The organism is Bradyrhizobium sp. LM2.9 (genome assembly GCF_054056555.1).
Genome location: NZ_JBSRYJ010000002.1, coordinates 3,437,857 through 3,463,431, shown reverse-complemented (window position 1 = coordinate 3,463,431; position 25,575 = coordinate 3,437,857). Strand labels below are relative to the sequence as shown.

The 25,575-nt window shown below is 63.8% G+C and carries 24 protein-coding genes; 15 read left to right on the top strand and 9 right to left on the bottom strand.

The genetic code is table 11. The features are described from left to right. Nucleotides 1–10 precede the first annotated feature (10 nt). From ACVWW3_RS18420 to ACVWW3_RS18395, 6 genes are all read left to right on the top strand, one after another. A complete protein-coding gene (locus ACVWW3_RS18420) occupies nt 11–367 on the top strand; it encodes a hypothetical protein (protein WP_456649097.1) in 357 nt (118 codons plus the stop codon). Next, nucleotides 345–2,432 (top strand): cache domain-containing protein, encoded by a 2,088-nt coding sequence (locus ACVWW3_RS18415; RefSeq protein ID WP_456649098.1) that lies wholly within the window; start codon nt 345–347, stop codon nt 2,430–2,432. The genes ACVWW3_RS18420 and ACVWW3_RS18415 overlap by 23 nt, the downstream gene beginning before the upstream one ends. 797 nt (nt 2,433–3,229) lie before the next feature. Continuing rightward, the gene (locus tag ACVWW3_RS18410; protein ID WP_456649099.1) at nt 3,230–3,448 is read left to right on the top strand and encodes a transglutaminase N-terminal domain-containing protein; all 219 of its coding nucleotides are present in this window, start codon (nt 3,230–3,232) and stop codon (nt 3,446–3,448) included. 254 nt (nt 3,449–3,702) lie between these two features. After that, entirely contained in the window at nt 3,703–5,166 is a 1,464-nt protein-coding gene (locus ACVWW3_RS18405; protein ID WP_456649100.1) for a GH1 family beta-glucosidase, read from the top strand. Between the two features lie 147 nt (nt 5,167–5,313). Further along, nucleotides 5,314–6,546 (top strand): acetyl-CoA C-acetyltransferase, encoded by a 1,233-nt coding sequence (locus ACVWW3_RS18400; protein WP_456649101.1) that lies wholly within the window; start codon nt 5,314–5,316, stop codon nt 6,544–6,546. A 281-nt stretch (nt 6,547–6,827) separates the two neighbouring features. Continuing rightward, nucleotides 6,828–7,130, top strand: a complete 303-nt coding sequence (locus ACVWW3_RS18395; RefSeq protein ID WP_456649102.1) for an HU family DNA-binding protein — start codon at nt 6,828–6,830, stop codon at nt 7,128–7,130. A gap of 70 nt (nt 7,131–7,200) precedes the next feature. Here the strand turns inward: ACVWW3_RS18395 and ACVWW3_RS18390 are convergent, their stop codons facing one another. From ACVWW3_RS18390 to ACVWW3_RS18370, 5 genes are all read right to left on the bottom strand, one after another. Next, entirely contained in the window at nt 7,201–7,356 is a 156-nt protein-coding gene (locus ACVWW3_RS18390; protein ID WP_211400320.1) for a hypothetical protein, read from the bottom strand. 5 nt (nt 7,357–7,361) lie between these two features. After that, entirely contained in the window at nt 7,362–9,755 is a 2,394-nt protein-coding gene (gene lon / locus ACVWW3_RS18385) for an endopeptidase La (protein WP_456649103.1), read from the bottom strand. 8 nt (nt 9,756–9,763) lie between these two features. Continuing rightward, nucleotides 9,764–10,147: an Hsp20/alpha crystallin family protein gene (locus tag ACVWW3_RS18380; protein ID WP_247443884.1), complete on the bottom strand. Its 384-nt coding sequence runs from the start codon at nt 10,145–10,147 to the stop codon at nt 9,764–9,766. A gap of 154 nt (nt 10,148–10,301) precedes the next feature. Beyond that, on the bottom strand, nt 10,302–10,868 hold the full coding sequence (locus ACVWW3_RS18375) for a YciE/YciF ferroxidase family protein (protein WP_354045218.1): 567 nt from the start codon (nt 10,866–10,868) through the stop codon (nt 10,302–10,304). Between the two features lie 113 nt (nt 10,869–10,981). After that, a complete protein-coding gene (locus tag ACVWW3_RS18370) occupies nt 10,982–11,188 on the bottom strand; it encodes a hypothetical protein (protein WP_247443882.1) in 207 nt (68 codons plus the stop codon). Between the two features lie 89 nt (nt 11,189–11,277). Between ACVWW3_RS18370 and ACVWW3_RS18365 the strand changes: the two genes are divergently transcribed. The 3 genes from ACVWW3_RS18365 (at nt 11,278) to ACVWW3_RS18355 (ending at nt 14,516) form a co-directional block, all read left to right on the top strand. Then, the gene (locus tag ACVWW3_RS18365; protein WP_456649104.1) at nt 11,278–11,904 is read left to right on the top strand and encodes a MarC family protein; all 627 of its coding nucleotides are present in this window, start codon (nt 11,278–11,280) and stop codon (nt 11,902–11,904) included. Nucleotides 11,905–12,069: 165 nt separating this feature from the next. Then, nucleotides 12,070–12,717 carry an L-fuculose-phosphate aldolase gene (locus tag ACVWW3_RS18360; RefSeq protein ID WP_456649105.1) on the top strand — a complete coding sequence of 216 codons (648 nt, stop codon included), beginning with the start codon at nt 12,070–12,072 and terminating at the stop codon, nt 12,715–12,717. Nucleotides 12,718–12,728: 11 nt separating this feature from the next. Beyond that, on the top strand, nt 12,729–14,516 hold the full coding sequence (locus tag ACVWW3_RS18355; protein ID WP_247443879.1) for a chloride channel protein: 1,788 nt from the start codon (nt 12,729–12,731) through the stop codon (nt 14,514–14,516). Between the two features lie 50 nt (nt 14,517–14,566). On the opposite strand, the gene ACVWW3_RS18350 is transcribed toward ACVWW3_RS18355, so the two are convergent. After that, on the bottom strand, nt 14,567–14,824 hold the full coding sequence (locus tag ACVWW3_RS18350) for a DUF2798 domain-containing protein (protein WP_456649106.1): 258 nt from the start codon (nt 14,822–14,824) through the stop codon (nt 14,567–14,569). Nucleotides 14,825–15,114: 290 nt separating this feature from the next. Between ACVWW3_RS18350 and ACVWW3_RS18345 the strand changes: the two genes are divergently transcribed. The 5 genes from ACVWW3_RS18345 to uraD all read left to right on the top strand — a co-directional run bounded on the left by ACVWW3_RS18345 (nt 15,115) and on the right by uraD (nt 19,268). Further along, nucleotides 15,115–15,501 (top strand): hypothetical protein, encoded by a 387-nt coding sequence (locus ACVWW3_RS18345; RefSeq protein ID WP_456649107.1) that lies wholly within the window; start codon nt 15,115–15,117, stop codon nt 15,499–15,501. Between the two features lie 1,144 nt (nt 15,502–16,645). Beyond that, nucleotides 16,646–16,924: a hypothetical protein gene (locus ACVWW3_RS18340; RefSeq protein ID WP_456649108.1), complete on the top strand. Its 279-nt coding sequence runs from the start codon at nt 16,646–16,648 to the stop codon at nt 16,922–16,924. 101 nt (nt 16,925–17,025) lie between these two features. Beyond that, the gene (locus ACVWW3_RS18335) at nt 17,026–17,439 is read left to right on the top strand and encodes a DUF3830 family protein (RefSeq protein WP_247348369.1); all 414 of its coding nucleotides are present in this window, start codon (nt 17,026–17,028) and stop codon (nt 17,437–17,439) included. Then, on the top strand, nt 17,440–18,375 hold the full coding sequence (gene puuE / locus ACVWW3_RS18330) for an allantoinase PuuE (protein ID WP_456649109.1): 936 nt from the start codon (nt 17,440–17,442) through the stop codon (nt 18,373–18,375). Nucleotides 18,376–18,380: 5 nt separating this feature from the next. Further along, the gene (gene uraD / locus ACVWW3_RS18325; RefSeq protein ID WP_456649110.1) at nt 18,381–19,268 is read left to right on the top strand and encodes a 2-oxo-4-hydroxy-4-carboxy-5-ureidoimidazoline decarboxylase; all 888 of its coding nucleotides are present in this window, start codon (nt 18,381–18,383) and stop codon (nt 19,266–19,268) included. On the opposite strand, the gene ACVWW3_RS18320 is transcribed toward uraD, so the two are convergent. Continuing rightward, nucleotides 19,265–21,991 (bottom strand): molybdopterin-dependent oxidoreductase, encoded by a 2,727-nt coding sequence (locus ACVWW3_RS18320; RefSeq protein WP_456649111.1) that lies wholly within the window; start codon nt 21,989–21,991, stop codon nt 19,265–19,267. The genes uraD and ACVWW3_RS18320 overlap by 4 nt on opposite strands. Continuing rightward, nucleotides 21,988–22,815, bottom strand: coding sequence for an FAD binding domain-containing protein (locus tag ACVWW3_RS18315; RefSeq protein WP_456672047.1), 828 nt, complete (start codon nt 22,813–22,815; stop codon nt 21,988–21,990). Before ACVWW3_RS18315 ends, ACVWW3_RS18320 begins: the two co-directional genes overlap by 4 nt. A 150-nt stretch (nt 22,816–22,965) precedes the next feature. On the opposite strand from ACVWW3_RS18315, the gene ACVWW3_RS18310 reads away from it, so the two are divergent. After that, the gene (locus tag ACVWW3_RS18310) at nt 22,966–24,315 is read left to right on the top strand and encodes an 8-oxoguanine deaminase (protein WP_456649112.1); all 1,350 of its coding nucleotides are present in this window, start codon (nt 22,966–22,968) and stop codon (nt 24,313–24,315) included. Nucleotides 24,316–24,426: 111 nt separating this feature from the next. Here ACVWW3_RS18310 and ACVWW3_RS18305 read toward each other — a convergent pair whose 3' ends face one another. Continuing rightward, nucleotides 24,427–25,503 (bottom strand): BMP family ABC transporter substrate-binding protein, encoded by a 1,077-nt coding sequence (locus ACVWW3_RS18305; RefSeq protein WP_456649113.1) that lies wholly within the window; start codon nt 25,501–25,503, stop codon nt 24,427–24,429. Nucleotides 25,504–25,575: the final 72 nt, after the last annotated feature.

Here is a 25,575-nt window from a genome sequence, read left to right as displayed (position 1 = left end):
CAACTCGGGCATGTTTCGAACGGCGCGGCGATGCGTCGCGCCGCAGTTTGATTTGGATCAACATCGCCAAAAATTTTCCGCGTTTTCCGGCAATCGCTGCTTTTCGAACATTTGGCACAAACTGGACGTCACAGGAGGGCCATTTTACCTTATCGTTGAAATACAACGAGAAATAGAAGCGGGCAGAAAATGGAAACGGCGCGATCTCAAGGCTTACGAGGATATCAAGACCGAGAATCGCCCGCAAGGGTGGAGCAGCTGGGCGACCTTCTCGATCGCTCCGGAGGCACCCTCCGCTTCGGCGAAGCCTCTGGCCCGCAATATTGAGAGCGAAGGTAGCTCCGATGGCAGGCGAAAAACCGCCTAACGCCCGTCGCTTCCGGGTCGGCTTCCGGACCTCAATTATTGCCGTATTCGTCGGAGTCGTGCTCGCAGTCGGACTATCTCTTGTCTGGCTCAGCTTCGAACGGGTGACGAGGATCACTTACAACGCCGCGACTGGCTTCATCGAGAAGGTCGCCCAGCTCGGCGCCGATCACGTCGACGAGCAGTTCACCAACGTGCGTGACAATCTGAGGATACTCACCGGGCTTCCGTCGATCCGTTCGGCGGACATCGTCGACAACCCGCGCCTTTATGCCGTGCTGGCCTCCATGCTGCGCAACAATCCGCAGCTATTCAATCTCTATGTCGGCTATGATGACGGATCGTTCCTCGAAATGGACGTCATCGATCGCGCCTCGCCGGCCTTCAGGGCGAGCTTGAAAGTCGCGGACGAGGCCGCCTTCCGCCTAGTGGTGATACAGCGCAGCGGTCGGATCAATTTTTCGACGATCTATTTGTCCGAGACGCTGGATGCGGTGAGCACAAGGACTGAGCCAACCGACTACGACCCCAGACAGCGCCCGTGGTATGTCGAGGCGTTCAAGGTGGACAAGACGCTTCTGACCGGCCCCTACGTGTTCTTTGCGACCGGCGAGCCCGGTTACACGCTGCGGGTACCTCTCGGGGCAGGGCGTTCCGGAGCCGTCGCCGGCGACATTCTTCTCAACACATTCGAGGACATGCTGGCGCAACAGAAGCTGGGCAAGTCCGGTCTTGCGTTCCTGTTCGATGATTCCAATCGGGTCGTCGGACATCCGGAGATGAGGCGCCTGATGGGCGCGGGCCAGGAGCTTCCGACTTTGGCAGCGCTGGACGTGCCCGGCCTGATGCCCGCAATCGAGGCCTGGCGGCGAGGAGGTCCCTCACAGCAGATCTTCGTCGACAAGGCCGGGCGAACCTACCTGGCCGGTTTCCATCGCGTGCAGTCGACGGGAGACGCCGACGTCAGGCTGGCGGAGGTCGCGCCTCTCGACGAGTTCTACGGCCAGATTCTCTCCGAGCGACGTTCTCTGTTTGCGCTGGCGCTCGCTTTCGTCGGTGCGACCTTGCCGTTTGCGTTCTGGCTCGGCTCTCTGATCGCGCGCCCCTTGCGCAAGCTCGCTGACCAGACCGACGAGATCCAGCGATTTAAGATCGCCGATCGTCCGCGCGTTCGCTCCAGCATCGTTGAGATCGACGAGCTCGGCCGCTCGGTTTTCACCATGCGCAGCGTCGTCCGGAGCTTTTCGAGCTACGTCCCGAAGCAGATCGTGCGACAATTGGTCGAGACCGAGGCCTCGCTCGAACTAGGCGGATCGCGGCGCGAAATTACGGTTCTGTTCACTGACGTGGCCGACTTCACGGCCAAAACCGAGATGGCCGACCCGTCTCAAGTGATGATTTACACGTCGCGCTATTTCGCCACCCTTTCGGAGGAGATCATGCGTCACCGCGGCACCATCGACAAGTTCATCGGTGACGGCCTGATGGGATTCTGGAACGCGCCGGCAGAGGATCCGGATCATACGGCAGGCGCCTGCCGCGCCGTGTTGGCCTGCATCCAGGCCAATCAGGAGCTGAACAGGGCGTTCGCAGCAGAGGGGTGGCCGCCCTACCATACCCGCTTTGGCCTTCACGTCGGCGACGCCGTGGTAGGAAATATCGGCTCCAACGATCGAATGAACTATACCGCGCTCGGCGCGACCGTGAATCTTGGCTCGCGGCTGGAAGGTCTCAACAAGAACTATGGCACGCAAATCCTGGTGAGCTCCGCCGTCCGCGCGCGTGTCGCCGATCGCTTCCTGTTCCGCAGCGTCGACCGTATTAGCCCGAAAGGCTTCGCGGACGCCGTAGACATCAGCGAACTTCGCGCGGAACTTCCGGACGCTCTTCCGGAGGAGGTCGCGATGTGCCGGCGCTGGGAAGACGTTTTTCGATCAATAGAGCAGAAAGCTATCGAAAGCGCCTCATTTCAACTCTCCGCTTTTTTGATCGACTTTCCGGAAGACACGATCGCCCTCCACCATGCTCGGCGACTGCAAGAGCAGGTCACTCAGCAGGCTGTCTGACGCGTTCCCGATACTCAGGGGCAGTCCCGCGATTTTGTCCGACGCACTCTGTCATCGGCAGATCACTGCGAATATGAAAGCTGATCTTCCGTAACGACTCGCTCAATTTTCTCCGACTTGCACTTGATGCGGTATCGGAGACGTCCATCGGCCTCGATGGGCATATGCTGGACGATGGTGTAAATCATCGGCTCATCAGTTGCGGCACGTCCTTGTGGACCTTGGGGCTGATGGCGAACGTCTTCATTTAGCTTGTAGGCATACGACATATATCTACCTCGGAATTCACAGTTGCTCTCACGTGGGGGCAGTCGTTGTGTCCTGTCAGGACAGGCGCTTAGTCAAGCAGAAGGGGTTACCACAGTCTCCAGCGTTTATCCGCGCCGTGAGCCGGTCGTTCTCCTCTTTGACTCGTGCAGGCAGTTGATCAGGCTCTCTAGATTGGTTTGCTCCGACGCTGCGGCCTCAAACTGCGAACTGGCTCACCCACTAGCTGGTCCACAGCAGCCCTCCCCAAAAAGGCGGGAGTGCAAGCACTCTCAGTCGCCGCCAATTGCCTGGAGCGGAGCGGCGATGGCTCCACCATACATCACATTTGGCAACTTTGGTCGTAAATTCTGAGGGGGTTATGGCATTCTGCAAGCATACGGCCCGCGTCTCGCAGGGAACTGACCCCTTCCTTTCCGGATTGGGCTGGGAACTCTGAGCTAACCCGCAGGCCAGGTCCAGGCATCTGGGTTCGTACATGGACGGCGCGGGAGCGGTTTGATGGTTCTGGGCGTAAGGCACACAAGACCGTGTACCGGTTTGGAGGCCAAGTCAGCCTGAACCACCATCGTTTTTTGCTGCGCCCTCGCGAAAGTCGCGATCTCAGGCTTCTTTCCAGTGTCATTCACCTCACGCCGCTTGGCGAATTAACATGGGCACAGGATGTTTTCGGCAATTCTGTCGCCACGGCCACTTCACGGGCAGTACAGACAGCCCGGTCGTCGAAAGTTTGTCCGAGGTCGAATTGACCTCGACCGCCTGGCCCGTTTTCCCTGTTTCGGCGTCAGCCATCTCCTACCCGTTCCGGTACACGGACGAGGAGTGGATGGACTTGGGTGCGCTCGTCAGGCCTCGGTAGGTCGGCCGACGATCGCCGTGGTCTTTCAGACGGCGTTGTCGCATCCGGCAATTCTGCATCCTCAGCCCTCGGCTCGCCCGCTTCTCGAACGACCCGCGATTCGCCATGGTGCCGCGGCAAGAGCATCACCCCGGAGCAACATCAATGTCGGACAAGGTCTCGCGTCGCCAGTTCGCGAAAATCGCGGGATTGTCCGCAGCCGGGCTGGCAAATCCCCTGGAGGCCGCCGAGATCAAGCGGGCACCGGCGCCGCGAGGCATGGACGGCTTTCCCGCGGGCTTCCTCTGGGGCACGGCGACCTCGTCCTACCAGGTCGAGGGTGCGGTCAACGAGGACGGGCGGGGTCCCTCGATCTGGGACAAGTTCGTCCGCATTCCCGGCAAGATCGAGGACGGCTCTACCGGCGACCGCGCCAACGAGCATTATCACCGGTACAAGGAGGACATCGCGCTCATCAAGGAGCTTGGCTGCAAGGCCTATCGCTTCTCGGTGGCCTGGCCGCGGGTGTTTCCGGACGGCGACGGCCAGCCGAATCCGAAGGGGCTCGACTTCTACAATCGCCTGGTCGATGAGCTTCTCAAAAACGGCATCGAGCCGTGGCTGACGCTCTATCATTGGGACCTGCCGCAATCGCTTCAGGATCGTTTCGGCGGCTGGCGCTCGACGGAGACCTGCAAGATCTTCGGTGATTACGCGGCCTATGTCGCCGAGCATCTCACCGATCGCGTCAAGAACGTGTTCACGCTGAACGAGAGCGGCCGCTTCGTCTATTTCGGATACGGCATCGGCATCGATGCGCCGGGCCTGACGCTGCCGCAAGCCGAGGTCAACCAGATCAGGCACAACAGTGCGCTCGCGCATGGGCTCGCGGTGCAGGCGGTACGCGCCCATGGCCGCCGCGGCACCCGGGTCGGGCCGGCCGAGAACATCGATGCCTGCGCGCCTGCGATCGACACGCCCGAGAACGTCCGCGCCGCCGAGATCGCGCTGCGCGAGATGAACGCCGGCTATCTCAACGTCATCATGACGGGCCAGTACACCGACGCCTTCCTGAAGTTCGCCGGGCGCGACGCGCCGAAATACACCGATGCCGAGCTGAAGATCATCTCTTCGCCGGTCGATTTCCTCGGCCTCAACATCTACGCGCCGCAGAACTATGTGGTGGCCTCCGACCAGGGCGCGGGCTTCATGCCGCTGCCGATCCCGAAATCGTTCCCGCACATGAATTCGGACTGGCTGCGCGTCGGCCCGGAGACGCTCTACTGGGTGCCGAAGCTCGCTGCAAAAATCTGGAAGACCGATGCGATCTATATCAGCGAGAACGGCACCTCCGGCGAAGACGTCGTGACGCCCGACGGCAAGATCTACGACACCGACCGCATCATGTTTTTGCGCAACTATCTCGCCCAGCTTCAGCGCGCCACCGCAGAAGGCGTACCGGTGCGCGGCTACTTCCTCTGGAGTCTGATGGACAACTTTGAATGGGTGTTCGGGCTCAACAAGCGCTTTGGGCTCTACCACGTCAATTTCGACACGCAGGTCCGTACGCCGAAACTCAGCGCCAGTTTCTATCGCAACGTTATCGCGAAGAACGCGGCGGGGGCGTGATTGCTCTCCCTCGCCCCGTCTTGCGGGGGCGCGACGAGCTTGGCTGGCGCTGACGGGGGTGGGGCGAGGGGTTCCGGTAGCGCGCATTGACTCCATTCGCCCCCTGATTCAAAACGCCTCTAACCATTCAAAAAGAGGATAACGCCAATGACCGACGCACTCATCATCGATGCCTGCCGGACCCCGCGCGGCGTCGGCAAGGCCGGCAAGGGGGCGCTCTCGGGCGTCCATCCGCAGCAGCTGGGTGCAACCGTGCTGCGCGCGCTCGCCGAGCGCACCGGGATCGACACCGCCGACGTCGACGACATCATCTGGGGCTGCAGCGCGCAGGTCGCAACGCAAGGCGGCGACCTCGGCCGCATGTCGGCGCTGGATGCCGGCTACGACGTGCGCGCGAGCGCCGTGACGCTCGACCGCTTCTGCGGCTCCGGTATCACCAGCGTCAACATGGCCGCAAGCTCGATCATGGCGGGTGCGGAAGACCTCGTCATTGCCGGCGGCTGCGAGATGATGTCGATGGAAGGACGTCGCGGCGGCGGTCCGATGATGATGGATAGCGGCAATCTGCGCCTGCGTGCGCGGCATCCGCAGTCGCATCAGGGCGTCTGCGCCGACGCGATCGCGACCATGGAAGGCATCACGCGGAGGGACGTCGACGCACTCGGGCTCGAAAGCCAGAAGCGCGCAGCACATGCGATGGCGAACGGCCACTTCAGGAAGAGCCTCGTTCCGGTGCATCGCGAGGACGGCAGCCTCGCGCTCGACCATGAAGAATATCCGCGGCCGCAGACCACGATGGAAGGGTTGAGCGCGCTCAAGCCGGCATTCCCCGCCGTCGCTGACTATGCGATCGACGACAAGGGCACGACGTATCGCGGTCTCATCCTGCAGAAGTACCCCGACCTCGACATCGACTTCATGCACCATGCCGGCAACTCGTCCGGTGTCGTCGATGGCGCGGCCGCGATCCTTCTCGCGTCGCCTGCTTACGCGAAGGCGCATGGGCTCAAGCCGCGCGCCCGTGTGGTTGCGATGGCCAACATGGGGGACTCGCCGACCCTGATGCTGAACGCGCCGGTGCCGGCGACGCGCAAGGTGCTGGCGAAGGCGGGACTGACCATCGACGACATCGACCTGTTCGAGATCAACGAGGCCTTTGCCGTGGTTGCGGAAAAATACATCCGCGACCTCAAGCTCGACCGTGCCAAAGTGAACGTCAATGGCGGCTCGATCGCACTCGGCCATCCCATCGGCGCCACGGGCTCGATCCTGATCGGCACCGTGCTGGACGAGCTCGAACGGCGCGACCTCAAGCGCGGTCTCGTCACCATGTGCGCGGCCGGCGGCATGGCCCCGGCCGTCATCATCGAGCGCGTCTAGCCTTATTTTCTAGGGTGAATCGCGACCGGCCTTCCACAAAGAGGCCGGTCGTCGCTTGTCGAAAGTATCGAATCAGCTTTAGCAAGGCTACGTGCGGGCCTTTGAAACAAGGTAGAATCCGCTGCCCGAGGCTCCTTCCGCACTGGAAGTGGCTAAAATGCAGGGTTTTTTGCCACAGAGGGCCAAAAAAGCCCGTAAAACCGCGACAAAACTGTGCAGAAGGCTATAGGCCTTCGCCGGTTGGTCTAATATGCAGCCGCCAACGAATCAGAGGAGACACGATGCCAACCCAAATGTCCAAATCGCAGCTGATCGAAAAGATTGCGACCACCACCGAGCTTTCCAAGCGCGACGTCAAGAGCGTCATGGAGACGCTGACGGAAGTCGGCCACAAGGAGCTCAAGAAGAACGGCCTGTTCCTGGTGCCGGGCTTCGCCAAATTCGTGGTCGTCAAGAAGCCCGCCACCAAGGCGCGCAAGGGCACCAACCCGTTCACGGGTGAAGAGATGATGTTCAAGGCCAAGCCGGCCCGGAAGATCGTCCGCGCCCGCCCGGTCAAGGCGGCCAAGGACGCCGTGGGCTAATAGCTCAAAGGCCCCCTCGAGCGAGGGGGCCTTTTGTTTGGGGCTGCCGCGAGGACTTGAGACGGAGGGCTCAACCCTTGCGGCGCTTCACCCGGACCGGGACTGGCTGAAGCCGCGGTCCTGGCGCCGCCAGCGCATCGCGAACCCCGTCGATGGCGCGATCGAGCAACTGGCGCAGCCGCTGCGCCTTCCGCGATCGCTTTGCTCGTTCCAGCAGTTTCTTCATCGCATTCACTCCGCCGCTTCGACCTTGGCGTCCGCCGGCTCGAGCGCCGCGGCGATGGCCTCGTCGACGCGCTCCAGCCAGATGAATTCGAGGTTGTCCCGCGCGCTCTGCGGGATGTCGTCGTAATCCCGCTTATTGCGCGCCGGCAGCATCACCCGCTTCAGACCCGCAGCCGCGGCCGCCACCACTTTCTCCTTGATGCCGCCGACCGGCAGCACCAGGCCGCGCAGCGAGATCTCGCCGGTCATGGCGGTGTCGCTGCGCACCGTGCGGTTGGTGAGCAGGGACGTCAGCGCCGTGAACATCGCAACGCCCGCGCTCGGCCCGTCCTTCGGGGTCGCGCCTGCGGGCACGTGAACGTGGATGTCGCTCTTCTCGAACAGCTGCGGATCGATGCCGAGCTGCGAGGCTTTGCTCTTCACCAGCGTCATCGCAGCCTGCACGCTCTCGCGCATGACCTCGCCGAGCTGGCCGGTCAGGATCATCCCGCCACGGCCCGATACACGCGAAGCCTCGATGAACAGGATGTCGCCGCCGACTGGCGTCCACGCAAGGCCGGTGGCCACACCTGGAATGCTGGTGCGCTGCGCGATCTCGCCCTCGAAGCGCGGCTGGCCGAGCACTGTGCCGATGTCCTTCGGCGTCACGACGACCTTTACAGCCGTGCCCTCGGCGACCTGCACCGCGGCGTGCCGGAACAGTTTGCCGATCTCGCGCTCGAGATTACGCACGCCGGCTTCGCGGGTGTAGCCCTTGACCACCAGCTTCAGCGCCTCCGGCTCGATCTCGGCCTGCTCGGCGGTCAGGCCGTTCGCCTCGAGCTGCCGCCTCACCAGATAGCGCCGCGCGATCTCCAGCTTCTCTTCCTGGGTGTAGCCGGCGAGGCTGATCAGCTCCATGCGGTCCAGCAGCGGACCTGGGATCTGGTCCAGCATGTTGGCGGTTGCGATGAAGACCACGCGCGACAGGTCGAAGGGCACGCCCAGGTAATTGTCCCGGAACGTCCCGTTCTGCTCGGGGTCGAGCACCTCCAGCATCGCAGCCGAAGGATCGCCCTGCACGCCGCGGCCCATCTTGTCGATCTCGTCCAGCATCATGACGCAGTTCCGCGTGCCGGCCTTCTTGATGCCCTGGATGATGTTGCCGGGCAGCGCGCCGATATAGGTGCGCCGGTGGCCGCGGATCTCGGCCTCGTCATGCACGCCGCCGAGGCTGACGCGCACGAAGGGGCGATCCATCGCGCGTGCGATGGATTGGCCGAGCGAGGTCTTGCCGACGCCGGGCGGCCCGACGAAGCACAGGATCGGCGCCTTGCCTTGCGGCGCGAGCTTGCGCACCGCCAGATATTCGATGATCCGGTTCTTGATCTTCTCCAGGCCAAAGTGATCAGCGTCGAGGATGCGGCGCGCTTCCTTGATGTCGATCGGCTTCTCCGCGGGCAGCGCCCAGGGCAGCTCGATCAGCCAGTCCAAATAGGTACGGACCATGCCGGCTTCGCCGGCGGCCTCCGGCATGCGCTCGTAGCGCCGCAGCTCCTTCTTCGCATGAGCATCCGCCTCGGGCGGCATGTTGGCCTTGGCGATGGCAGCGGTCAGCTCGGCGACCTCGGCCGCCTTGCCGTCGCCTTCGCCGAGCTGGCGCTGGATGGTCGCCATCTGCTCGCGCAGGATCGCCTCGCGCTGCCGTTCGTCGAAGCTGGCGCGGGTCTGCTGGCCGATTTCATTGCTGATGCGTAGCACCTCCAGCCGTTCGGCCAGATGCTTCGACACCTTCTCGACACGCAAAGCGAGGTCGATGGTCTCCAAAACCTCCTGCTTGTCCTGCGCCTTGATGTCCATGAACGAGGTCGCCAGGTCGGCCAGCGCGCCGGGCGCGGTGGTGCTCTGGAACATCGCGACCAGCTCCGGCGGCGCCTGCGGCAGCAGTTCGATGGCCTCGATGGCCAGGCGCTGCAGGTTCAGCGCGCGCGCCTCGATCTCGGGCGAGTTCGCAGTCGGCTCCGGAATCTGCTGGATCCGCGCGGCCGGGAACGGCGTCCCCGGCAGGAAGTCGAGGATGCGCGCGCGCTGCACGCCCTGGCAGACGATGTGATGGGTGCCGTCGGGCGCGGTGATGTAGCGCACGATGTTGGCGATGGTCGCGACCCGGTAGAGGTCGTCCGGCCCGGGCTCGTCGGTCTCGGGGCTGCGCTGCAGGACGATGCCGATCGGCCGCTGCTCGCGCAGCGCCTGCTGTGCGGCGGCGATCGACTTCGGCCGCGCGATCGCGATCGGCCCGATGGCGCCGGGAAACAGTACCATGTCGCGCACGGCGATGATGATCAGCGCGTCTTCGGGAATCTTCACGTCGGAAGTGTTTTGCGGATCGGTCTGTGCGGTATTCATTTGCTCGGTGGCCATGATCGACCTCAGGATTTGGCAAGGCGCAATGCGACGCAGCCGTCCATCACGAAGCGGCTGATGGCGTAGCGGCCGACGGGAAGCACGATGCGCCGCTCGAAGCGGCCCTGCGGCAACTCGAGCCGGTGGATGCGGGCGTTGCGAAGCTCCGGCGGAAGGGTGCGCTGGCCGGAGATGACGAGCACGCCGTCATGGATGACAGTTTCGACATTGTCGGGATTGACGCCGGGAAGCGCGACCAGGATCAGCAGCTCATGCTCGGTTTCGAGCACGTCTATCGGCGGCTCCCAGCAGGCCTCCTGGCGACCGAACTGCTGACGCAGCCGTTCGGCGCGGGTCAGCTGGTCCAGGGCTTCGGACAGCATCCAGTCGAGGGGATTTTTGGGTTGCATGATGCAGGCTCGGCGGTGGGGAATGCTGCATATGGGGCTGGTTCCCGGGAATTCCAGCCCGGCGGCGCGGACGTGCCATGCGGATCGTGCGATCCGAAAAGACAAGCGCCGCGGCCTGCCGGGCCGCGGCGTTGCGTTGTCAGGCGTGAGCGGCTCAGGCCGCTTTGCGGTATTCCTCTTCCGCTTCGAGGTTGATCACGGAAGTGGCGAGCTCGGTCAGGGCGTGGTCGGTCGCCTCTTCCTCGTCCAGCGTCGCCTGCAGCAATCTTGCTGCGTCCTGCATGCCGAGCTCCTCGGCCCAGGTGCGCAAGGTGCCGTAGCGGGAGATCTCATAGTGCTCGACCGCCTGCGCAGCTGCGAGCAGGCCGGCGTCGAGCGCAGGTGCGTTCTTGAACTCCTTCATGATCTCGGCGCCTTCGTCGGTAATGCCGTTGATCGCTTCGCAAGGCTTGCCGCGGGCCGGCTTGCCCAGCATCTTGAAGATCTGGTCCAGACGTTTGACCTGGCCCTGCGTCTCGCGCAGATGCTTGTTGAAGGCCGCCGCGAGCTGCTTCGAGTTTGCGGCCTTGGCCATCTTGGGCAAGGTCTTGATGATCTTGTTCTCGGCGAAATAGATGTCCTTCAGCGTCTCCAGAAACAGATCGCTCAACATCTTCGGTGCCTGACGCGGGCGCCGCGCCGCGGTCTTCTTGGTTGTACGTTTCTTTGCTCGTTTGGCCATAGATCCTCCTCTTGAGGTGACACGGGAAGGCATCGCCTTCCTCGATCCTCAGGCGATCAAAACCTTTGCGAGAACGAAAGTTCCAAACTGCAACCTGCGCTCACGGCGATCGTTCAGGTCGGGCGCTTATGAGGATCTTCCTGCCGCTGCCGCGTCTCGGTGTTGCGGTCGAGCTGTGCGCGCTCGCTGCGCCGCAGGCGTCCCGATTTCGACACGCCATAGACGAGAACCGCACCGAGCAGGAAGGCTCCGATGAACCAGAGCCAGAGCAAATTGGCCGAGAGGTGGCCCAGCAACATTCCAATTCCACTGTCACTCATTGTGCATCTCCGGTGATTTTCAAAGCGGTTCTGCCGGGCTAAGTCAGTCCGCCAGCCATCGTTCCTGCGTCCAGGGAGCCCACCGAGACATGATCGACTTCACCCTGTCGGCCTTCGTGACGCTGTTGCTCGTGGTCGATCCCGTGGGCCTTGCGCCGGCTTTCCTCGCCGCGACCGGAGGCATGCCCGACAAGACCAAACGCACCATCGCGCTGCGCGCGCCGCTGATTGCGGCGTCGATCCTGGTGGTGATCGCGCTGATCGGAAACTGGCTCCTGCGCCAGCTCGGGATCGGCATCCCCGCCTTCCAGATCGCCGGCGGGCTGCTGCTGTTCGGCGTGTCCTACCAGATGATCTTCGGCGACCGTCCGCATCGCGAGGCCCGCGAGGCCGACAAGGCGACGTCAGAGCATGCCTCCGATGTCGCGATATTCCCGCTGGCGATCCCGATGATGGCCGGTCCCGGCGCGATCGCGACCACGCTGCTGCTTTCGGGCGATGCCGGCTACGGGGCGAGGCTCGCGATCATCATCGCGGTCGTGCTCTGCGTCTGCCTCATCTGCATGCTCTGCTTTGCCTCCGCGAACATGATCGCGCGCACCCTTGGGCGCACCGGCAACGCCGTGCTTTCGCGGGTGCTCGGCATGCTGCTCGCGGCCTATTCGGTGCAGTTCGTGATCAACGGGATCGCGGCCGTCCGGGCGAGCTTGCCGTAGGGCTGTGACAATCTGTTAATGCATTGATTTTCATGAGTATTTCACGATGCGGCGAGAGCGCCGGCGTGATCGCGGGCGATCCGGTCTGCTTTCTCTTGCGCTGCCACATTGCTTTGACGTACTCCCCGTCTAACAAGCGCCCATCGTCAGGAATTCGATATCTCGATGACAGCGGACGAGCTCGACAAGAGACAGGCCATCATCGGCGCCTGCCGCCGCATGAATGCGCTCGGCATCAACCAGGGCACCTCGGGCAATATCAGCGTCCGCCATGTGGACGGGCTTCTGATCACACCGACCAGCGTGCCCTATGACGCCATGACGCCGGACCAGATCGTCTTCATGGCGATGGACGGCTCACATGCGCCCAGTCAGAAGCCGTCCAGCGAGTGGCGCTTCCACCTCGACATCCTGAAGGCCCGGCAGGACGTCAACGCCGTCGTCCACGCTCATCCGACCTATTGCACCATCCTCGCGATCATGGGCATGGAGATCCCGCCCGTGCACTACATGATCGCAGCCGCCGGCGGAGACAGCATCCGCTGCGCGCCCTATGCCACCTTCGGAACGGTCGAGCTGTCGGAACATGCGGTGCGGGCGCTGGAGGACCGGCTCGCCTGCTTGCTCGACCATCACGGCATGATCGCGGTCGGCAAGTCGCTGGACAAGGCGATGTGGCTCGCGGTCGAGGTCGAGACACTGGCGCGGCAATATCACGGCTGCCTCCAGATCGGAGAGCCGCCGCTGCTTTCGAGCGCCGAGATCGAGCGGGTCCGCCAGCGCATGTCCGGTTACGGCATGTCGGAAGAGTAGGGCGGGAGAGAGTGTTCCTTCGGATCAGACATCTCACCGATCGCAAGGGGACGAACCGCGTCATGGTTCGGCTGCGGGCGCTGCTGCGCAGCAACGAATTCTATCTGATCCCGCTCGCCCTCGTGATCGGCACGCTTGCCGGCGCCGTCGTGACGCTGATGGCCGAGATTGCGCAGATTGCTCATATGGTGATCTACGGCATTCCCATCGACGTCCGCCTTTCCGCCAACGCGCGCGTCAGCCCCTGGGCCGCGCTGATCGCGCCTGCGCTGGGCGGGCTGGCGCTCGGTATCATGGAGTGGTGGCGGCGGCGGTGGAAGATCTCCAACGCGGTCGACCCGATCGAGGCGAACGCGCTGCGCGGCGGCAATCTGTCGATGCGCGACAGCCTGGTGGTGTCGAGCCAGACGCTGATCTCGAACGGCTGCGGCGCATCCGTCGGTCTCGAGGCCGGCTATACCCAGATCGGCTCGGGTATCGCGTCGCTGTTCGGCAAGTTCTTTAATCTGCGCCGCAACGATCTGCGCCTGATCGTCGGCTGCGGCGCTGCCGCTGCGATCGCGGCGGCGTTCGGTGCACCGATCACCGGGGCCTTCTACGCCTGCGAGCTGATTGTCGGCGTCTATTCGGTCGGCAGCGCCGCCCCGATCCTGGCGGCCTCGCTCGCCGGCGCCTTGACCGCGCAATGGCTCGGCGGCGCACCGTACTCGCTCGAAATACCGAAGGTCAGCGCTGTCGGCGTCGAGCAATATATCGCGTTGATCGGGCTTGCACTTGTCACCAGCGGCGTCGGCATCGCCGTGATGCGCTCGTCCTCGATGTTCGAGCGCCTGTTCAAATGGATGCCGATCTGGCTGCGCCCGGTGATCGGCGGCCTCATCGTCGGCGGCTTTGCGATCGTCACACCGCAGGTGCTGGCGGCCGGCCACGGCGCCATGGTGCTCGATCTCTTTCACGACATGACGATCGGCCTGATCGCGCTGATCATCGCCTTGAAGGTGACGGCCTGCCTGATCTCGCTCGCCTCGGGCTTCCGCGGTGGGCTGTTCTTTGCCTCGCTGTTTGTCGGCAGCCTGATCGGAAAGTTCTTTTCCGCGGTGCTGTTGCTGATCAGCCCGAACTTCGTGATCGACCCGCTGGTCGCGATGCTGACGGGCATGGCGACGCTCGGCGTCGCCATCGTCGGCGGTCCCTTGACCATGTCGTTCCTCGTGCTCGAGATGACCCGCAACGTCGACGTCACCGCCGTGGTGCTCGCCGGCTGCATCGTCACCTCGATCTGCGTCCGCTTCATGTTCGGACACTCCTTCTCGACCTGGCGCCTGCATCTGCGTGGCGAGACCATCCGCAGCGCCAACGATGTCGGCTGGCTGCGCAACCTCACCGTCGAGCGGCTGATGCGCTCCGACGTCGGCAAGGTGCCGTCGACTACGACCATCGCGGCGGTCCGCGGCGAATTCCCGCTGGGATCGCGTCCGGGTATCGTCATCGTCAACAATGCGGACGAATATGTCGGGCTCGTCCTGCTGCCCGATCTGTTCTCCGGCGACCTCGACACCATCGCCGACGAGATCCAGGTGATCGAGCTCGCCCGCCTGACCGAGATCGTGCTGATCCCGGAAATGAACGTGAAATCGGCAATGGCGGTGTTCGACGAAGCGGAAGCCGAGATGCTCGCGGTGGTCGATTCCACCGACAGCCGCAAGGTGGTCGGCTTCCTCACCGAGACGTTCGTCCGACGCCGCTATGTCGAGGAGATCGACAAGGCGACGCGCGGCGTGCTCGGCGCGCTATCGTAAGGACACGCGAAAGCGGGACGGCGTGCGTCATGCGCCGCCGTCCGCGCCTTCTATCGGCCCGGTTGGGAGGGAGCCGCGACGACGCTAGCCACGATCCGGCGGACCAGTGGCAGCACCATCAGCAGCGTCGGAAAGGCGACGAGCCAGGACAGCGCCCAGGCGCCCGGCCACGTGGCGAGGAACGCCGGCGTCGCGCCGAGGCTCCGAAGCGTGGAAATGACCGACACCACGGCTGTCATGAGGATGGACAGCACGAATGGCATCACGATCGGCGCATAGCGCGCCGGCAGTTTGCGAACCGCAATCATCTGATTTCTCTTTGGAATAGGACGGGTCAGTCACGGTGAACCTGAAAATGGCATCGATCCCGACGACGTCGGTTGATGCGTTGGTTCACGTAAAACGCTTACGGCGACCGAAAAAAACGGCGCGGCTGTTCATTATCCGCTCATGTTGGATGGTTCAAGCTAGATTTGGTCGTCTGTTTACAATCGTTCAAAGCGTGACAGATTGCCGCGATCAGGAAACCATTTCAGTGGTTTGCGCATTATGTCTCGTTTGATTATGTCGCTTTGAGCGAGAACAGAGGAAGGTCAAGATGAATAAGGGACCGATGATTTCTGCAGCCGGCCGCAACCTTGTGTTGGCAGCTTTCGCAAGTCTTGTTCTGATTACAGCCTCTATCACGCCTTCGGCTGCCAACTCGCCCGCGCCCAAGGCCGCTGCAGCGAGCCCGGCCGCTCCGGCTGCCACCGATTTCAGCGCTGCTCGCCGCCACCGCTATTATCGTCGAGGCCCGAACGCAGCAGGCCTCGCCTTCATGGGCGTGGCGGCAGGTCTGATCGGCGGCGCGATCGCAGAGAGCAGGCGCCAGGAGTACTACGAGGACCGCTATAATTACGGCCCCGGTCCTTACTACGGAGGCCAGGGCTATTACGGCGGCGGTCCCTACTATGGTCCGCGCGGCTATTATCAGCCGTATTAGGCGCCTGTCCTCGCCGCAGTCTCTATCGCGCCAAGGGGCGGTGTTTTGCACCGCCCCTTGTTGCTTCTGCGCGAGGCGTCTCATTGCGCGACCTGTGTCGCGGGTGCGTCAATCCTCTCCGGGAAAAAGATTCCGCTTTACCGAAATTCGGTTTTGGCGTATGTGTCGCCCATCCCGGCTCACCCTTGAGGGGCGACCATGTGTCGTGATGGTCGTAGAGCCGGGCTTGCGGTGGACGCGGCAGCGTCGGGCGCGAAAGTGCGGGCAGGGCGGATTGCTCTCCGTGAGCCCGAGGCTTCGTGCCGACGAGCGGCGCTGTCAGGTTCGTCTCGTCATCAGGTCGGCGGCAACGTGCACAACGTCGTCGAAACCGGTGGCGACAAGCGAGCCGTGCGTACGGCAAAACCGTGTGGTCCTGGCCGTCGTTGCTACGGTCAAGCCTTTGCGGATGCGGCATTCGCGTCAACCGGCGCGGTGTCCGCGACTTTCGTGAAGGCGAGGGAGGCCAACAGGAACTCGGCTCCCGGGAGAGCACGGCATAAGCCGTAAAGCCACTGCGCAGGGAAGGCCGAGTGATTGGCTACACCTGTATGCTGCTGTGCGGTTTCCTTGCGCTACCTTTCGCGCAGCGGACCGCGGGTGCCAGCCGGCACCCGGCCTTCCCTGTGCCCTCCTGGACAAGAGGGTGGAGCGACCAAGCAAAGCTCGGGCGAAATGCGCCGCGAGGATGCGAAGGTGTGTCTGCAATTGAAGTGGATGCGAGCTGGAAGAGTGGCGCTGCCGCCTCATACTTCGTCATTGCGAGCGCAGCGAAGCAATCCAGAGTCTTACCGCGGAGGGACTCTGGATTGCTTCGCTGCGCTCGCAAAGACGACTTGAGAGAGTGTGCACCACACTTCGCTCTCGTGCCCCGGACGCAGCGCAGCGCCTTGCGGTGCGCTGCAGAGCCGGGGCCCATGCTGCAGAGAATTCGCGGCTTCTGGGTCCCGGCTCTGCGCCGCAACGCTAAGAGGCGCTGCAGCTTGTCCGGGACACGAGAGTGAGCACCGGGTCCCGGCTAAATATTCGGCAATCGTGCTCGTGGCGCCGATGGACTTGCCCGCAGCAATCCGGTTCAATGCGGCCAATTGGTTTTTAGGCGACAATGATGTCGAGATATCTGCTGGTCCTTCTCCTGTTCGCCTCGCCGGCCGTGGCGCAGGTCAAGCTGACCCCAAAAACCTCGGCGGCGCATCCGGACCCCTGCGCGCCGATCGGGCGTACAGCGGACGGCAAGCTGGTTTACTCCATGAAATGCGAGAATCTGCCGGTGCCGCCCCCGCCACCGCAGGCGGAACTGAGGGAGGCGCCGCAGCCTGCCGCCGAGCCGGAGCCGGAGACGCGGCGGAGCGGCGTTTTCGGCTTGTCCTACGACCGCAGGTGATACGGCCCTCGCCCTTGCGCGAAGCTCGATGGAATGCTTTTTGCCCAAGAGTTCCCCGTGAGAGTATCCCGGGGGCCACCGCCCCGATCCAGAGAGATGAGATGAGCAAACTCGTTATCCGCGCCGGCGACTTCACCTTCGATGCCCGTTTCGAGGAGCAGCTGGCGCCCAAAACTGTCGCCGCGTTCCGCAAGGCGCTGCCGTTCGAAAGCCACATCATCCATGTGCGCTGGAGCGGCGAGGGCGTGTGGATGCCGCTCGGCGACCTCGATTTCGGGGTCGGCTACGAGAACCACACCAGCTATCCCGCGCCCGGCCAGATCATCCTCTATCCCGGCGGCATCAGCGAGACCGAGATCCTGATGGCCTATGGCGGCGTGAGCTTCGCAAGCAAGATGGGCCAGCTCGCCGGCAATCATTTCATTACGCTGACCTCTGGCCTGGAGAATCTGGCAACGCTCGGCAAGAGCGTGCTGTGGAAGGGCGCTCTGCCGATCCGCTTCGAGGAAGTCTGAGTGACTGACGCCCGCTACCCGCGCGATCTCCGCGGTTACGGCCGCAACCCGCCGCACCCGCAATGGCCCGGTGATGCGCGGGTCGCGGTGCAGTTCGTCGTCAATTTCGAAGAGGGCGGCGAGAACAGCATCCTGCACGGCGATCGCGCTTCGGAAGCCTTTTTGTCCGACGTGCTCGGCGCGCAGCCTTGGCCCGGCCAGCGCCACGCCAATATCGAATCGATGTTCGAGTATGGCTCGCGCGCCGGCTTCTGGCGGCTGTGGCGAATGTTCAATGAGCGAAAGTGGCCGGCCACCGTGTTCGGTGTCGCCACGGCGTTGAAGCGCAATCCGGAAATCGTGGCTGCCATGAAGGAGGCGGGCTGGGACATCGCCAGCCACAGCCTGAAATGGATCGAGCACAAGGACATGACCGAGGCGCAGGAGCGCGCGGAGATTGCGGAAGCGATCCGCGTCCACACCGAGGCGACTGGATCGCGGCCGCTCGGCTGGTACACCGGGCGTTCCTCGAACAACACCAACCGTCTGTTGATGGAGGAGGGCGGCTTCCTCTATCTCTGCGACTCCTACGCCGACGATCTCCCCTATTGGGTCAAGGGCGCGAGCGGCAAGCAACTCGTCATTCCCTATACGCTTGACGCCAACGATATGCGGTTCATCAACCCGCAAGGCTTTGCCGAAGGCGAGCAGTTCTTCACCTATCTGAAGGATGCCTTCGACGTACTCTATGTCGAAGGCGAGAGCGCGCCGAAGATGATGTCGGTCGGCCTGCACTGTCGACTCGCCGGCCGACCCGGCCGCGCGGCGGGGCTGATCCGCTTCCTCGACTACATCGGCAAGCACGAGCGCGTCTGGGTGCCGACGCGGTTGCAGATCGCACAGCATTGGCACGACAAGCTTGCGCATCTTGCAGCCGACGCATTCGAGATCGGATGAGGGCGATGTCGCAGATCTCGCTGTCTGATCTCAATGCCGCCGACGAAGCCGGTTTCGTTGCCGCGCTTGCCAACGTCGTCGAATATTCACCGTGGATCGCCGGGCAACTCGCCACGAAGCGGCCGTTCGCCGGCATCAACCAGTTGCACGCCGCGGTGATGGCGGCGATCCAGAGTGCCGAGCCCGACGTGCAATTGGCGCTGATCCGGGCGCATCCGGACCTCGCCAACAAGACCCAGCGCGCGGCGGGGCTCACGGAGGAATCGACCGACGAGCAGAACAGCGCCGGGCTCGACCGGCTGTCAGAGGCCGAATACGCAGCGTTCGAGCGTGTCAACAACGCCTATCGTGACAAGTTCGGCATTCCCTATATCGTCTGCGTGCGTCGTCACACCAAGGATTCCGTGCTGGCCGACTTCGAGACGCGGTTGCGCAATATCGCCAAGACCGAGACGCGACGTGCGATCGAGGAGATTGGCCGTATCTCGGCGTTGCGGCTCGATCAGCTCGTCGCAGCCGATGACAAGCTCAGGGTCCATGGCCTGCTGTCGACCCATGTGTTGGACAATCACGTCGGCAAGCCCGCGCCGGGCATCCCCGTGGAGCTCGTTGAACTCTCCGCGCTCGGCGAGAGCCGCGTGATCGCGCGCACCGTCACCAATGCGGACGGCCGCACCGATCAGCCGCTGATCGGCGGTCGTCCGTTGCCGATCGGCCGCTATGAACTCCGATTCAGCGTGGCCAAATATTACGCCGAGCGCAACGTGCAGCTCGCCGATCCGCCGTTCCTCGACGAGATCCCGCTGCGCTTCGCGATCAGCGAGCCGGAGGGGCACTACCACGTGCCGCTATTGGTCACGCCGTGGAGCTATTCGACCTATCGCGGCAGCTAATTACCGAACTTGTCGCGCAGCGCCGGAAACAGCCGATCCGGCTTGAAGGGCGGCGCGGTGAAGCGGATGCCGGTGGCATCGGCAATCGCGTTGCCGAGCGCGGCGGTGACCGGATTGTACGGGCTCTCGCTCATCGACTTCGCCCCCAACGGTCCGACCGTGTCGGATGTCTCGGCGAAGAAAACCTCGGTGCGCGGCACGTCGGCAAAGGAGGGCAGGTGGTAGTCGCGGAATTTCGGGTTGGTGACGCGGCCGTCCGCGTCGATCACCATCTCCTCGTAGAGCGCGGCACCGAGCGCCTGCGCGACCCCGCCTTCGACCTGACCGCGGCACTGCATGGGATTGGCGACGACACCGGCATCAGCCGCATGCACGCTCCTGAGAATTTTGAGCTCGCCGGTACCCTTGTTCACGGCGACGCGAAAGCCCTGCACGTTGAAGCCGACCGAACGCGGCGTGCCGCTGGAATTGCCGGTGCCGGCGAAAGGCTGGCCGCGTTCGCGCGCGAGCTTTGCCAATTCCACAAAGGCCATGCGCCGCACGCCACTGACAACGGCCTCGCTTTCGAGCGTACAGCTCCCGACGTCGCAGAGCCATGCGCCGGCGGCGGCCGTCTTCAGCTCGGTCGCAAGCTGCATGGCTGCCGCATGCGTCGCCTTGCCGGCGACGAACGTGCCCGCGCTGCCGTAGGCGCCGGTATCGTGGCCACCATGGGCGGTGTCGGACTGGCGCAGGCGAATCCGGTCGACCGTGGTCGCAAGCGTTGTCGCCGCGATCTGTCGGTGCACGGTGCTGGTGCCGTTGCCGAACTCGGCGGTGCCGACCGTGAGGTCGAAGCCGGCCTCATCGTTGAGCGCGACCATGGCATCCGCGAGATGGCCGGCCGGGGGCGCCGTGTCGATCATGGTCAGCGCGAGGCCGTCGCCGATCAGCCACTCCGGCGAGAGGTCCGGTTGGGGACCATCGGCCCGCATTGAGCGCCCGACGAGATCGAGGCACTGGTCGAGCCCATAGGAGCCATAGAGCACGTCGTGAAATTCCGACGGTGGCGGCGACAGCATGGGATCGCCGGGCTTGACGACGTTGCGCCGGCGCATCTCGTAGGGGCTGATGCCGAGCTGCCTTGCCAGCTCGTCGATCGCGGCTTCGGTCGCGATCAGTGTTTGCGGCAAGCCATAACCGCGGAACGCGCCTGCCGGCACCGTATTGGTGTAGACCGCGTAGCCGTCGACCTTCTTGTTCGGGCAATTGTAGACGGCGATGGACTCGGACAGCGAGTGGAACATCACGGGGCCGGCGTGATTGCCGTAGGCGCCGGTGTTGGAGAGCACGTTGAGCTGGAGCGCGGTGAGCCTGCCGTCCGCGTCCGCACCGGCCTTGATGTGGACCCGCATCGGATGTCGCGTCGAGGTCGCGATGAACTGCTCCTCGCGGGTGAGCTCCAGCTTCACCGGCCGCCCGGTCTTGAGCACGGCGAGCGCCAGAATGTCCTCGACGAACATCTCCTGCTTGCCGCCAAAGCCGCCGCCGACGCGCTCGCAGAACACGCGGACCTTGTCGATGGGAAGCTCGAAGATATCGGACAGCGCGCGCCGGGTCAGGAACGGCACCTGCGTCGAGGTGCGTACATTGAGCACGCCCGAAGCATCGAGCCACGCCAGGCCGCCATGGGTCTCCAATGCGGCGTGCTGCACACGGTGACTGTGGAAGGTAGCCTCGTAAGTGACGGCGGACGTCGCGAGCGCAGCTGCGACATCGCCGAATTCGCCATGCGTCTCCGCGGCGAGGTTGCGCTGGGCGTCGGCGATCCGGTTCGCAGTGGTGCGGTCAGGATGAATGACAGGTGCACCCGGCGCCATCGCTTTTTCAGGGTCGATCAGCGCAGGCAGAAGCTCGTAATCGACCTTCAGCCGGCGGCAGGCGTCCTCGGCGGCGGCTTCGCTGTCTGCGACGACGGCGGCGACCTTCTGTCCGATGAAGCGGACAACGTCGTCAAGGATCCGGGTGTCCTCGGGATCCATCCAGTCCTTCTCGTGCCGCGCGGTCGAGATCAGCACCGTAGGCGCATCCTCATGCGTCAGCACCGCGTGCACGCCGGGAATGCTCAGCGCCGCAGACTTGTCGATCGCGACGATCTTCGCGTGGGCGTGCGGTGAACGGAGCAGCTTGATATGCAGCAGGCCGTCAATCTGCGTGTCGAACGTGTAGCGCGCCTTGCCGCGCACGACGTCAGGGCCTGCTGGCGCCGGCAGGCTGCGGCCGAATGCGGCGCCGGCCTCGACGTTCTCATCGAGATTGGACTTGCCGAGCAGCGCATCCTCGATCGAACGATAGCCGGTGCAGCGGCAGATATTGCCCTTCAGCGCCACGCCGAGATCGGTGCGCTGCGCCTGGTTGAGCGAGGCACAGGTCAGGATCATGCCGGCGGTGCAGAAGCCGCATTGAAAGCCTTGCGCATCGAGGAAGGCCTGCTGCATCGGATGTGCGCCGCTGTCCCCGCCGAGACCTTCGATCGTGGTGACGGCGCGCCCCTCGGCGCGGAAGGCCGGGATCAGGCAGCTATGCACCGGCTCGCCGTCGAGCAGCACGGTGCAAGCGCCGCAATCGCCGGCGTCGCAGCCCTTCTTCACGCCGAAATGGCCGAGCTCGCGCAGGAACGTGCGCAGGCACTGGCCGGCGCGCGGTGCTTGCGAAAACGGTTTGCCGTTGACCTCGAAGCTCATGATGGTGCCGCGCCCAGGAGTTCGTCACGGATCTCTTCGGCAAGCCGTAGTGTCATGTGCTTGCGCCAGAGCGGCTTGCCGTGGATGTCGGTGTGGTAAAGCTCGTCGGTGACGTGTTGCTCGATCGCATCGCGGAGCGCGCTCGCGTTGGGCAGCTTGGGAAAGGACAGCTGGATCGGTCGGACCGTCGATGCGGTGACCGTGAGCTTCAGCGTGCCGTCGGTATCCAGGCTGCCGATCAGAAGCGCCGCCGAGCGGCCGACCGGCGCCAGCGAGATCTGGCGAAAGGCCGCGCGACGCTTCAACGCGGCAATCGGGATATCGATCTGCCGGAGCAGGTCCCCTGTCGCGAGACGATTGCGCTGGTTGCCGGTGACGAATTCGGTGACTTGTATCTTCCGTTCGCCTCCGTCTGCCTTCCAGATGGTGCAGACCCCGTCGAGCGCGGCGGTGAGCGAGATCATCGGTCCCGCCGGAAGCGACATGCAGAGATTGCCGCCGACGGTTGCAGTCTTCCAGATCTTGAACGATGCAAGGAAGGCGCGGCAGCACTGGTTGATCAGCGGCGCCGCGAACCAGCCGGGTGGGCAGACGAGTCCATCGAGCTGCGCAACGGTGCACGTGGCGGCGATGCCGAGATGGCTCTCGGTGACGGTCAGTGCCGGCCATTTCAGGTCGGCCAGATCGATGAGCCGAGTGAGGTGGACCTGCGGCTCCGAGAACAGCCAGGTGCCGCCCGCGAGCCAAGCATCACCTGCCGTCCAAATCGGCAGCTGGGCGCGCGTTTGCGGATGAGCCACTGTCGTGATGGTATTCAAATCCATGGCTGCGCCAACGCTTCCGCCCCGTGAATCATGCAAGAGAGTCTTGCAAGACCGGAGCCAAGTCGCAACAACAAGTAGCTAGCTGGAAGGCGTTCGGGCGGCTTCCGCATGGGGCGGCCGCCGTCTACGGATGTGAGGAGGAGCGGGATCATGAGCGATGCAAAGCCGATCTGGATCAGGGATCCCCTGGCTATCCTGGCCGACGGGGCCGAGCGCGGGGTCGTGGTGAAGGACGGTCGGATCGTCGAACTCGTGCCGGCCGGCGGTGTACCCGCAACCGCGGATGTTGCGGTGTTCGATGCTGGCGACCACGTCGTGCTGCCGGGACTCATCAACACCCACCACCATTTTTACCAGACGCTGACACGGGCGCTGCCGGCGGCGATGGACCGCGAGCTGTTTCCCTGGCTCCAGGCGCTCTATCCGGTATGGGCGAAGCTGACGCCGGATGCGCTCGAGCTCGCTGTCACGGTTGCGATGTCGGAGCTTCTGCTCTCCGGCTGCACCACCACGACGGATCATCACTACGTGTTTCCGGCGGGACTCGAAGACGCTGTCGATATCGAAGTCGGAGTCGCAAGACGGCTCGGCGTGCGGGTGCTGCTCACGCGCGGCTCGATGAACCTGTCGCAGCGCGACGGCGGCCTGCCGCCCGATAGCGTCGTGCAGGATGAGGACACCATCCTCGCGGACAGCGCGCGCGTGGTCGCCAGGCACCATCAGCGCGGTGCGGATGCGATGGTGCAGATCGCGCTCGCACCGTGCTCACCCTTCTCGGTGACGACGTCCCTGATGCGCGCGACCGCCGATCTCGCCGACAAGCTCGACGTGCGTCTGCACACCCACCTCGCCGAAACCGAGGACGAGAACAAATTCTGCCAGGACATGTATGGTTGCCGTCCGCTCGATTATCTCGAGCAATGCGGCTGGCTCAATGCGCGGACGTGGCTCGCCCATGGCATCTTCTTCAACGCCGAGGAAATGAAGCGGCTCGGCAAGGCAAAGACGACCATCAGCCATTGCGCGTGCAGCAACCAGATTCTGGCCTCCGGCTGCTGCCCTGTCTGCGAGATGGAGGAGGCCGGTGTCGGCATCGGCATCGGTGTCGACGGCTCGGCCTCGAACGATGGATCGAACCTGATGCAGGAGGTGCGGACCGCCTTCCTGCTGCAACGTGCCCGCTACGGGGTGACGAAGGTCAGCCACAAGGATGCGCTGCGCTGGGCTACCAAGGGGTCGGCGGCGTGTGTGGGCCGGCCGGAACTCGGCGAGATCGCGGTCGGCAAGTCTGCCGATCTCGCGTTGTTCAGGCTCGACGAATTGCGCTTCTCCGGCCACGGCGATCCGCTGGCCGCATTGGTGCTGTGCGGGGCGCATCGGGCCGACCGGGTGATGGTGGCGGGAAAATGGGCCGTGATCGACGGCGCGATCCCGGGGCTGGACGTCCCTGACCTCATCCGCCGCCACAGTTCGGCGGCGCGGACGATGCAGGCGGGATAACATCCCGGCGAAAATAAAAGAGGGGGCGACCACAAGTGCCGGGTGCTTCTGGCCACCCCCTCCGAACCTCCTCCGGGAGGAGCAGGTGATTTAGGCGATGCAAGAAGCGTGCTACTTTCCCGGCAGCTTGTCGTCGATGCCCTTGACGTAGAAATTCATGCCGAGGATCTGGCCGTCGTCGAGATTTGCGCCGCCCTTGCACTCGACCGGCTTGCCGTCCTGCCCAACGACCGGGCATTTGAACGGATGCAGCTTGCCCGCGGTGATCGCGGCCTGGGCATCCTCGGCGATCTTCTTCACGTCGTCGGGCATGTTGGTGTAGGGCGCCATCGCGAACATGTGGCTGTCGAGGCCGCCCCAGGTGTCCTCGGATTTCCAGGTGCCGTCGAGTTCCGCCTTGACGCGGGCGATGTAGTAGGGACCCCAGGTGTCGAGGATCGAGGTCAGCTGGGTCTTCGGCCCGAACTTGATCATCTCGGAATCCTGGCCGAAGGCGAGCTTGCCGCGTTCGCTGGCGATCTGCATCGCCGCCGGCGAATCCGTGTGCTGCATGATGACGTCGGCGCCCTGGTCGATCAGCGCCTTGGCGGCGTCGGCCTCCTTGCCCGGATCGAACCAGGTGTTGGCCCAGATGATCTTCACCTTGATGTTCGGGTTGATGGTCTGCGCCGCCAGGATCGTCGCATTGATGCCGGAGACGACCTCCGGAATCGGGAACGAGCCGATATAGCCGAGCACGCCGGACTTCGACATCTTGGCCGCGATCAGGCCCTGGATATAGCGGCCCTGGTACCATTTGGCCGAGTAGGTCGACATGTTCGGATTGCGCTTGTAGCCGGTCGAGTGCTCGAAATGCACGTTCGGGTATCTCTTCGCGACCTTCAGCGTCGGATCCATGTAGCCGAACGATGTCGTGAAGATCAGCTTGTTGCCGGCGCGGACGAGCTGCTCGATGGCCCGCTCGGCGTCGGGACCTTCAGGCACGTTTTCCAGATAGGTGGTCTCAATCTTGTCGCCGAGCTCCTTCACCAGCGCCTGGCGTGCCAGCTCATGCTGATAGGTCCAGCCGAGATCGCCAATCGGGCCGAGGTAAATGAAGCCGACTTTCAGCTTGTCGGCGGCGGAGGCTGCGCTGACGCTTCCGGCAAGCAAAAGCCCGGCAGCCAGCGCAAGAAGTGATTTCCTCATCATCAATCTCCAAACATCAGGGGAAAGCCACGATCCGCAACGTGCGCGCCCCATCGCGCACGCAGCAGAAAT

Excerpts from the sequence above, each read along its gene's own strand:
- ACVWW3_RS18360 (WP_456649105.1), top strand. The coding sequence starts at position 12,070 with ATGACAGCGGACGAGCTCGACAAGAGACAGGCCATCATCGGCGCCTGC.
- ACVWW3_RS18350 (WP_456649106.1), bottom strand. The coding sequence starts at position 14,824 with ATGATTGCGGTTCGCAAACTGCCGGCGCGCTATGCGCCGATCGTGATG.
- ACVWW3_RS18405 (WP_456649100.1), top strand. The coding sequence starts at position 3,703 with ATGTCGGACAAGGTCTCGCGTCGCCAGTTCGCGAAAATCGCGGGATTG.
- ACVWW3_RS18370 (WP_247443882.1), bottom strand. The coding sequence starts at position 11,188 with ATGAGTGACAGTGGAATTGGAATGTTGCTGGGCCACCTCTCGGCCAAT.
- ACVWW3_RS18420 (WP_456649097.1), top strand. The coding sequence starts at position 11 with ATGTTTCGAACGGCGCGGCGATGCGTCGCGCCGCAGTTTGATTTGGAT.
- ACVWW3_RS18315 (WP_456672047.1), bottom strand. The coding sequence starts at position 22,815 with ATGGATTTGAATACCATCACGACAGTGGCTCATCCGCAAACGCGCGCC.
- ACVWW3_RS18345 (WP_456649107.1), top strand. The coding sequence starts at position 15,115 with ATGAATAAGGGACCGATGATTTCTGCAGCCGGCCGCAACCTTGTGTTG.
- ACVWW3_RS18340 (WP_456649108.1), top strand. The coding sequence starts at position 16,646 with ATGATGTCGAGATATCTGCTGGTCCTTCTCCTGTTCGCCTCGCCGGCC.
- ACVWW3_RS18380 (WP_247443884.1), bottom strand. The coding sequence starts at position 10,147 with ATGCAACCCAAAAATCCCCTCGACTGGATGCTGTCCGAAGCCCTGGAC.
- ACVWW3_RS18335 (WP_247348369.1), top strand. The coding sequence starts at position 17,026 with ATGAGCAAACTCGTTATCCGCGCCGGCGACTTCACCTTCGATGCCCGT.
- uraD (WP_456649110.1), top strand. The coding sequence starts at position 18,381 with ATGTCGCAGATCTCGCTGTCTGATCTCAATGCCGCCGACGAAGCCGGT.
- ACVWW3_RS18320 (WP_456649111.1), bottom strand. The coding sequence starts at position 21,991 with ATGAGCTTCGAGGTCAACGGCAAACCGTTTTCGCAAGCACCGCGCGCC.
- ACVWW3_RS18395 (WP_456649102.1), top strand. The coding sequence starts at position 6,828 with ATGCCAACCCAAATGTCCAAATCGCAGCTGATCGAAAAGATTGCGACC.
- ACVWW3_RS18305 (WP_456649113.1), bottom strand. The coding sequence starts at position 25,503 with ATGAGGAAATCACTTCTTGCGCTGGCTGCCGGGCTTTTGCTTGCCGGA.
- ACVWW3_RS18390 (WP_211400320.1), bottom strand. The coding sequence starts at position 7,356 with ATGAAGAAACTGCTGGAACGAGCAAAGCGATCGCGGAAGGCGCAGCGG.
- ACVWW3_RS18310 (WP_456649112.1), top strand. The coding sequence starts at position 22,966 with ATGAGCGATGCAAAGCCGATCTGGATCAGGGATCCCCTGGCTATCCTG.
- ACVWW3_RS18415 (WP_456649098.1), top strand. The coding sequence starts at position 345 with ATGGCAGGCGAAAAACCGCCTAACGCCCGTCGCTTCCGGGTCGGCTTC.
- ACVWW3_RS18400 (WP_456649101.1), top strand. The coding sequence starts at position 5,314 with ATGACCGACGCACTCATCATCGATGCCTGCCGGACCCCGCGCGGCGTC.
- ACVWW3_RS18365 (WP_456649104.1), top strand. The coding sequence starts at position 11,278 with ATGATCGACTTCACCCTGTCGGCCTTCGTGACGCTGTTGCTCGTGGTC.
- lon (WP_456649103.1), bottom strand. The coding sequence starts at position 9,755 with ATGGCCACCGAGCAAATGAATACCGCACAGACCGATCCGCAAAACACT.
- ACVWW3_RS18375 (WP_354045218.1), bottom strand. The coding sequence starts at position 10,868 with ATGGCCAAACGAGCAAAGAAACGTACAACCAAGAAGACCGCGGCGCGG.